This is a genomic window from Stenotrophomonas sp. 1278, assembly GCF_029892765.1.
GTDB classification, from domain to species: domain Bacteria; phylum Pseudomonadota; class Gammaproteobacteria; order Xanthomonadales; family Xanthomonadaceae; genus Stenotrophomonas; species Stenotrophomonas indicatrix.
In genome coordinates, this window is the sequence record NZ_JARXWD010000020.1 from 72,800 (window position 1) to 80,148 (window position 7,349).

Here is a 7,349-nt window from a genome sequence, read left to right on the forward strand (position 1 = left end):
TGAGAGTTTAAACCACCGCCCCATGTTGAAGCTCGACCGCTATCTATTGGGCGATTTCGTCCAGAGTTTCCTGGCTACCCTGATCGTCCTGCTGGTGGTCAGCGTGGGCGGCGTGCTGGTGGACATCCTCGGCAACATCGCCGACGGGCGGCTGCCGGCCAAGCTGCTGTTCTCGCAGCTGGGCCTGCAGTTCATCGTCTACATGCCGCTGATCCTGCCGCTGGCACTGATGCTGGGCCTGCTGCTGGCCATTGCCCGCCTCTACCGCGACTCGGAAATGGCGGTCATCACCGCCATCGGTGTCGGCCCCCGGCGCCTGCTCAAGCCCCTGCTGATGCTGGTGCTGCCGGTGATCGCGGTGGTCGGTGCCTGTTCGCTGTGGCTCGGCCCCTGGGCCGGGCGCACCGCCGAACAGATGGTGCAGGACGCCAACCGCAGCGTGCTGATGGCCGGCCTGGAGCCGGGCCGGTTCACCCCGCTGCCCAATGGCGGGGTGGTCTATGTCGCCTCGATCTCGCCCGATGGCAGCCAGCTGGGCCGGGTGTTCCTGCAGCGGCAGAAGGAGGATCGCCTTGAAGTGGTGTCCGCCGCCAGCGGCCGCATGTACTTCGAAGGCGCCCGCCAGCGTTTCCTCGAACTGGATGATGGCCACCAGCTGGAAGGGCCGGCGGCCGGCGCATTGGACTACCGCCTGGCGACCTTCGCCCGCAACGACGTGGCGCTGCCCGACGGCAGTGAGGCCCGCAAGAGTGATGACCCCGAACTGATGCCGACCACCGCGTTGTTCGGTGACAAGCGCCCCGAGGCCCAGGCACAGCTGCACCGTCGCCTGGCGCCGCCGCTGATCGCACTGGCCTTTGCCCTGCTGACCGTGCCGCTGGGACGCAGTTCGCCGCGCCAGCAGCGCTATGGGCGGATGATGCTGGCCCTGATGGCCTACATGGTCGGTACCAACCTGATGTTCATCGGCAGTGGCTGGATCGCCAACGGCCAGATTCCGCCGGCGCTTGGCCTGTGGTGGCTGACCCTGCCGCTGCTGGCACTGGCGATCTGGATGTACGCGCGTGACGGCCGCATGGCCCGCCCGAAGGGAGCCCGCGCATGATGCTGCGACCGATGCGTTTCGATCTGTACCTGGGCCGGGCAGTGCTGGGTACCGTGCTGCTGACCTGGGCGGTGCTGGTGGGCCTGGACGTGCTGATGGCCTTCTCCGGCGAGTTCAAGGACATCGGCAAGAACGGCTATTCGTTGGGCCATGCGGCCGCGTGGGTGCTGTACACCGTGCCGCGCCGGGCCTACACGATGTTCCCGACCGCGGCGGTGATCGGCGCGCTGATGGGCCTGGGCCAGCTGGCCGCGACCTCGGAGCTGACGGCGCTGCGCGCGCTGGGCCTGTCGCGCAAGCGCCTGAGCGTGTCGGTAGCGATCGCCCTGTCGCTGCTGACCGGGCTGATGGTGATCAGCGCCGAGACCCTGGGGCCGTGGGGCCAGAACCGCGCCGATTCGCTGAAGATGAGTGCCAAGTGGGGCACCGACATGGCGGTGGCGCGTTACTCCGGCCTGTGGGCGCGCGAAGGTGACACGTTCCTCAATGCACAGAGTGGCGAGGAACAGCTGGTCGGCGACAAGGGCACCCGGCTGATTCTGCGTGACGTGCGCCTGTACAAGATCGACGAAGAGGGTCGGATCGGTACGCTGACCCATGCGGCCACCGCCGAGCATGACAAGGATGGCTGGGTGTTGACCGGCGTGCGCCGTGACACCTTCGGCGAGCGCTCCGCAACGCGCCAGGAAGCGGCCCGTGAGCCGTGGAATTCCAAGCTGGATGCCGGCGCCCTGGCCACCGGCATCGCCAAGCCGCGCAACCTCAGCGTGTCCGAGCTGAGCACCAGCATCGCCTACCGCGAGCGCAACGGGCTGGATGCACGCGACTACGAGGATGTGTACTGGAGCCGCTGGTTCTATCCGTTGAATGTGCTGGCGCTGTGCCTGGCGGCGGTGCCGTTCGCGTTCGGTTCGCTGCGCAGTGGCGGCATGGGCAAGCGCTTGTTCCTGGGCATCCTGTTCGCGCTGGCGTTCTGGCTGCTGCAGCTGTTCTTCGGCCGCATGGCCGGTGCGCTCAAGTTCGACTACCGCATTGCCTATGCGCTGCCGCCGATCGTGATGCTGGCGGTGTCCGGGTTGTTGTTCCGGCGCAAATCGGGCTGATTCCGGTAGCGCCGGGCCATGCCCGGCGAAGGTGTGCGATATCCCGCGTCCGCCGGGCATGGCCCGGCGCTGCCAGGACAGGTCAGCGCTTCGGCATCCGCAGCAGCTGCGTGGCACTCGCGCGGTCGTGCCAGGTCAGCCGCTGGCGATCCACCAAGGCCCACCAGAAGCCCAATCCGCCCAGCAGCAACGACAGCGTGGCCACCGCGAAGCGCAGCCACAGCTGGCCGCGTCGCAACGGCGTGCCATCGCGTGATTCCAGCTTCAAGCGCCACGGGCGCATGCCCAGCGTCTGCCCACCGCGCCGCCAGCTGGCGGTGGCATACCACCCGGTCATGGCCCAGCACACCGCCCACAACAGCCATTGCCAGGCACTGAAAGGCGCGATGTTGTCGCGCTGCGCATGGCCGCTGAACGTATAGGCCAGGGTGAAGGCCGTGCCGGCCAGCATCCACAAGGCCAGCACCGGCAGCGCGTCATAGATCATCGCCAGCAGGCGCCACAGCAGCAGCGCGCGCGGGCGGGGCGTATCAGCGGCGACGTGGGCCGCATCGGTGGCGGGGCTCGACATGTGCCGAGCATACGCAATGCTGGCCGTGCCCGCAGTTGGCCTCGTATCCTGCGTGCATGGCCGTCACTTCCACCCCCGCCGAACGTCGTCAGCTGGTCCAGCAATTACCCGAGCTGCGCGGCGAGGACAGCCAGCGCATCCAGCGCTTCCTCGATGCGATCTGGGCCGAGCACGGTCTGGCCCGCGCCACCCTGGACAGCTATCGCCGCGACCTTGAAGGCCTGGCGCGCTGGTGTGACGGGCGCGACGGTGGTCTGGCCGGTATTGAACGTGCCGGTCTGTTCGATTACCTGGCCTGGCGCACCCGCCACAACTGGTCACCGCGCAGCAATGCGCGGTTGCTGTCGGCGCTGCGCGCGTTCTTTGCCGATGCCGTGCGGCGTGGCGAACGCAGCGAGGATCCCAGCGCACTGCTGGACCCGCCGAAGCTGCCACGGCTGCTGCCCAAGGCACTGGCAGAGAGCCAGATCGACGCGCTGCTGGCGGCACCGGATATCGACAGTCCGCTCGGCCTGCGCGACCGCGCCATGCTGGAGCTGATGTATGCCGCCGGGCTGCGGGTGAGCGAGCTGGTGCTGTTGCCCGCCACCGCGGTGAACCTGCGCCAGGGTGTGCTGCGGGTGACCGGCAAGGGCAGCAAGGAACGCCTGGTGCCGCTGGGCGAGGAGTCGCAGTACTGGCTGGAACGCTACCTGCAGCAGTCGCGACCGCAGCTGGTGGGGAAGGGCAAGGTGCAGGCGCTGGCCGACGGGCAGACGCCCTTGTTCATCGAACCGGCGCTGCATGGCTTGACCCGCCAGGCGTTCTGGCACCTGGTCAAGCGCTACGCGGCGGTGGCCGGTATCGACCCGGCGCGGATCAGTCCGCATGGCCTGCGGCACAGTTTCGCCACCCACCTGCTGAACCGTGGCGCCGACCTGCGCGCGCTGCAGATGCTGCTGGGCCACAGCTCGCTGTCCACCACGCAGATCTACACGCTGGTCGCACGCGAACACCTGCAGAAACTGCACGCCCGCCATCATCCACGCGGCTGAGCCCCTGCCGGGCCTGTGCGCGGCATCGCGGACCGCTCAGGATGGCTGTGTCAGAATCCGGGGTCTTCTTTCTGCTGCGGACTGCTCCATGCTCCGATTCGCCATCGCCGCCGTGTTCGGCGCGCTCAGCCTGAGTGCCTGCGCCCAGCCCGCCCCGCTCGCCGCAAAGGCCCCCGCTGCAGCGGCAGCCAAGGCCGGCCCTGCCGCCACGGCCAATGCTCCGGCCGAGCAGGCCGTGCGCAAGGCGCTGACCGAGCTCAACCCCGGCTTCCAGGTGGACTACATCGGTGCCGCGCCCTTCCCGGGCTTCCGTGAAGTGGTGGTCTCCGGCCAGCTGCTGTACGTCTCCGACGACGGCCGCTACCTGTTCCAGTCGCAGCCCTACGACACCCGCGCCAAGAGCCCGGCCAACAGCGAAGGCCTGCTGGGCTACCGTCGCGACCTGCTGGCCAAGGCCAACCATGGCGACCGCATCGTGTTCGCCGCGCCGAACGCGAAGTACACCATCAGCGTGTTCACCGACATCGAATGCGGCTACTGCCGCAAGCTGCACCAGGACATCGCCGAGCTCAATCGCAACGGCATCACCGTCGAATACCTGGCCTTCCCGCGCATGGGGCTGGGCAGCAAGGATTACACCGACATGATCTCGGTCTGGTGCGCGGCCGATCGCCGCCAAGCGCTGACCAATGCCAAGCGTGGTGGCACGGTGGCAGCGAAGAACTGCACCAACCCGGTGGCGATGCAGTACGCCCTGGGCCAGCAACTGGGGGTGAATGGCACGCCGGCGATCTTCGCGCCCGATGGCACCCAGCTCGGCGGCTACCTGCCGCCGGCGCAGTTGCGTGCTGCGCTGGAGAAGCTGTCGGCCAAGCGCTGATTGAAACGCCGCCGGGCATGGCCCGGCGCTACCGTGGATGGGCGGGTAGCGCCGGGCCATGCCCGGCGGATGCATCAGACAGAAAGCCGGGGACGCAGTGCGCCCCCGGCTTTTTTTTACTTCAACCCATCACTGACCGCCTTGGTCAGCGTGCCCTGCGCATCGTCGCCGCTGAACTCCCAGACGAACGCACCGCCCAGTCCCTGGGTCTTCACGTAGCCCATCTTGCGGGTGATGTTGGCCGGGGTATCGAAGCTCCACAACGTGCTGCCGTTGTAGATCCAGGTGGCACCGGCGGTGTTGTCGGTGTAGCTCGGCCACGCTAGGTTCTTCAGCACCTTCCAGTCTTCGATGCCAGCCTCGTAGGTACCCGGTGCCGCACCGGTGGCGCTCTGGTACAGGCCGTTGTTGGCGTTGGTCACCCCGGTCCAGCCGCGCCCGTAGTAACCGATGCCCAGGTTGAGCTTGGCGGCGGGAACACCACGGCTGATGAAGGCCTCGATGGCGTCGTTGCTGTTGTACAGCTTCTGGTCGCCGGTGGACGGATCATTCGGCGAATCGAACAGCGCCGACTGGTGATTGGTCTTCGCATCCCATGCGCCGTGGAAGTCGTAGGTCATCACGTTGATGTAGTCCAGGTACGGGTGGTACGCGGCCGGATCGGTGACGCGGATCTTGTCGATGCCGGCGCCGACCGCCACCGTCAGCAGCAGGCCCGGGCGCACCGCATCGAGCTGGCGGCGGAATTCGGCCATCAGCGCGGTGAAGTTGGCGTTGTCCTCGGGCGTGCCGCAGGCGATACCGCAGGCCACCGGGTATTCCCAGTCGATGTCGATGCCATCGAACACCCCCAGCGCCGCACCGGGGCCACCGGCACCGTCGGTCACCGGCAGATTGCCCTTGATGTAGGCGTCGATGCACGAGGCGACAAAGGCCTGGCGGTTGGCCGGTTGCGCCGCGCTGGAGAAGCCGCGCGACCAGGTCCAGCCACCCAGCGAGATCAGCACCTTCATGCCCGGGTACTTGGCCTTGAGCTGCTTGAGCTGGTTCCAGTTGCCGCGCAGCGGCTGGTCCCAGGTATCGGCGCTGCCGCTCACGCTTTCGCCGGCACCGAAGGCCTTGGTGTAGTCAGCGAAGGCATCGCCACCGGCACCGCTGTTCGGGTCCGACGCCTGGGTGATGCCCACTTCGCAGCGGTTGTTGCGCACGTTGCCGAAGGCGTAGTTGATGTGGGTCAGGCGCGCGGCCGAACCGCTGCTGTCGATGTTCTTGACCCGGTAGTTGCGGCCGTAGATGCCCCACTGGGTGAAGTAACCGATGACCCGCTTGCCGGTGGTGCCACCGTCGCCGGCCAGGGTGCTGGCGGTCACTGCCGTGCCCTGTGCCGACGCATTGCCGGCGTTGTCGCGGGCACGCACGCGGTAGCTGTAGCTGGTGGATGCAGCCAGGCCGCCATCGACATAGCTGGCGCTGGACGGCGAGCCGACCAGGCTGCCATTGCGGTACACGTCGTAGCCGGCCACGCCGCTGCCACCGGTGTTGTCGGTGGAGGGGCTCCAGCTCAGGGCGATGCTGTTGGCGGTGCGGGTGCCCACGGCCAAGCCACCGGGCACGCTGGGCGCGGTGGTATCGCCACTGGCCGCGTTGACGGTGATGGTGATGGTCGCGGTGCTGGCGGTGGCGTTGTTGTTGTCGGTGGCGACCGCGCGCAGGGTGTGGCTGCCGGCGCTGGCGTTGGCCCAGCTGGCGCTGTACGGCGCGCTGGTGTCGATGCCCAGCGAACTGCCATCACGGAAGAACTCGACCTTGCTGACGCTGCCGTCCGCATCACTGGCGTTGGCGGTCACGTTGACCGTGCTGCCGGCGCTGAAGGTGGCGCCGTTGGCCGGCGAGGTCAGGCTGACCACCGGCGGCTGGTTGGCCCCGCCGCCGTCGCAGGCGCCGAGGTTGGTGTAGTAGGGCGCCCCGGCCGGATGGTCCGGCGGCGCGTTCCATATGTCCTGGTTCGCCCGGTAGAGGACCCCTCCCTTCTGCAGGGTGTCGCCACTGCGGTAGATCCTGGCCTGGTCCCATTCGGCCACGCCGGCACAACTGGCGGCCTGGGCCAGGCCGGGCAGGGCGACCGCCCCGGCCAGGGCCAGCAGCCAGGCCAGACGGCGCGGGCGACAGCGATGAAGGGAAGGGTGGGCACTGCGTACATCGGCACTCTGCACAAGCGGGTCGTACATGGTGTGTCTCCGATCGATGGTTGGCGCGCGGGCCAAGACGGCGCCGCACGTAACGCAGGGTCCGGACGTCGCCCGGGAAGGCGACGGAGGGGGCGGACGGAGGTACCTGGTGGGCCGGGGAGAGAGTCCGGCGCCAGGTGGGGACAACGTTGTCATCAATTGCGTGGTCAATCCGTGAGCGAGTGCATGGTTCGGGGATTTGGCGGAGAGCGGCGCTGGCGCGCGGTCGGCGGCCATCGGCGGAGCCCCCTCGTGGCTGGGGTTGGTCGTTTACAGCGGATTTCTGGGGGTGGGCCGGGCGGGTGGGTTGCGCAGGGGACGCCGTGAATACGTCCCTGTAGGCTCGGGCGCGCCTTGCTCGTGTGCGCTGTCCTGCGCACACGGCAAGACCGGGGTTGGGCGTCCTGCCCAATCCGCCCGAGGCATGC

6 protein-coding genes are annotated in these 7,349 nt (G+C 68.2%); 4 read left to right on the forward strand and 2 right to left on the reverse strand.

Annotation, left to right across the window (positions count from 1 at the left end):
• The first annotated feature begins 22 nt into the window (after nt 1–22).
• Nucleotides 23–1,105 (forward strand): LPS export ABC transporter permease LptF, encoded by a 1,083-nt coding sequence (lptF, locus tag M2299_RS15960; RefSeq protein ID WP_032977254.1) that lies wholly within the window; start codon nt 23–25, stop codon nt 1,103–1,105.
• Nucleotides 1,102–2,208, forward strand: coding sequence for an LPS export ABC transporter permease LptG (gene lptG / locus M2299_RS15965; protein ID WP_025879356.1), 1,107 nt, complete (start codon nt 1,102–1,104; stop codon nt 2,206–2,208). Before lptF ends, lptG begins: the two co-directional genes overlap by 4 nt.
• Nucleotides 2,209–2,290: 82 nt before the next feature.
• Here lptG and M2299_RS15970 read toward each other — a convergent pair whose 3' ends face one another.
• Nucleotides 2,291–2,779, reverse strand: coding sequence for an RDD family protein (locus M2299_RS15970; RefSeq protein ID WP_025879355.1), 489 nt, complete (start codon nt 2,777–2,779; stop codon nt 2,291–2,293).
• Between the two features lie 56 nt (nt 2,780–2,835).
• Between M2299_RS15970 and xerD the strand changes: the two genes are divergently transcribed.
• Together xerD and M2299_RS15980 are read left to right on the forward strand one after the other, a co-directional pair.
• Nucleotides 2,836–3,813 (forward strand): site-specific tyrosine recombinase XerD, encoded by a 978-nt coding sequence (xerD, locus tag M2299_RS15975; protein WP_025879354.1) that lies wholly within the window; start codon nt 2,836–2,838, stop codon nt 3,811–3,813.
• A gap of 88 nt (nt 3,814–3,901) precedes the next feature.
• Nucleotides 3,902–4,693, forward strand: coding sequence for a thioredoxin fold domain-containing protein (locus M2299_RS15980; protein WP_280884669.1), 792 nt, complete (start codon nt 3,902–3,904; stop codon nt 4,691–4,693).
• 116 nt (nt 4,694–4,809) lie between these two features.
• Here M2299_RS15980 and M2299_RS15985 read toward each other — a convergent pair whose 3' ends face one another.
• Complete coding sequence (locus tag M2299_RS15985; RefSeq protein WP_280884670.1) at nt 4,810–6,921, reverse strand: glycosyl hydrolase family 18 protein; 2,112 nt, start codon at nt 6,919–6,921, stop codon at nt 4,810–4,812.
• Nucleotides 6,922–7,349: the final 428 nt, after the last annotated feature.